Raw genomic sequence first — 672 nt, 5'->3', positions numbered from 1 at the left:
GAACTTGATCCGGGTAAAAAGATCCAGACTGTTAATCCAACTTCAAGTACTGATGGCCTAGATTCATTCATGGATCAAATGTTAGGGCAAATTGCAATGGCGTTGAACGTGACCAAGATGAATCTACTATACGACACAAAGAACAGTTCTTTCAGTGCTGCAAAATTATCAGACAGAATGATGCAACAGGTTGTTAAGGGAAAACAAAATGCACTTATCGTTCAAGTATTGAAACCAATCTATAAAGAGTTTTTGAAAGTCGAAATGATAAATAAGAATGAGTTAAAGCTCAATTTTAAAGACTTTAAGAAGTTAATCAAAGCAACTTATACGCCAGTTGTTTCATTAAGCCTAGATCCGAATAAAGACGCACAGTACCAAATTGCACTATTGCAAAATGGATTGAAATCACGCCAACAGCTTATTTCTGAACTTGGTCTGGACTACCGCGACGTTCTAAAGGACTTTGAAAAAGATGAAATAGACAATTATCTAAATGTTAAGGATAACAAAATAGATGAACAACCAAAACCAAATGAAGAGGGAGATGGAAACCAGCCAAATCAATCAGAGTAAAAAACTAATTGAATTAGCCTTTGCATCAGAAATCCCAGTACAAAGAGAATTCGGCGACAGAATCCTAAATGAAATTCTACTTTGTTCCCCAGAAAA

1 protein-coding gene is annotated in these 672 nt (G+C 35.6%); it reads left to right on the top strand.

Annotated elements, in window-relative coordinates:
* Nucleotides 1–576, top strand: a 576-nt coding sequence (locus HMPREF3138_RS22785) for a phage portal protein (RefSeq protein ID WP_168166353.1), incomplete at its 5' end; no start/stop codon positions are given.
* Nucleotides 577–672 lie beyond the last annotated feature (96 nt).

The organism is Serratia sp. HMSC15F11 (genome assembly GCF_001808215.1).
Classification (GTDB): Bacteria; Pseudomonadota; Gammaproteobacteria; order Enterobacterales; family Enterobacteriaceae; genus Serratia; species Serratia nevei.
This window is presented reverse-complemented; position numbering and strand designations above follow the sequence as displayed.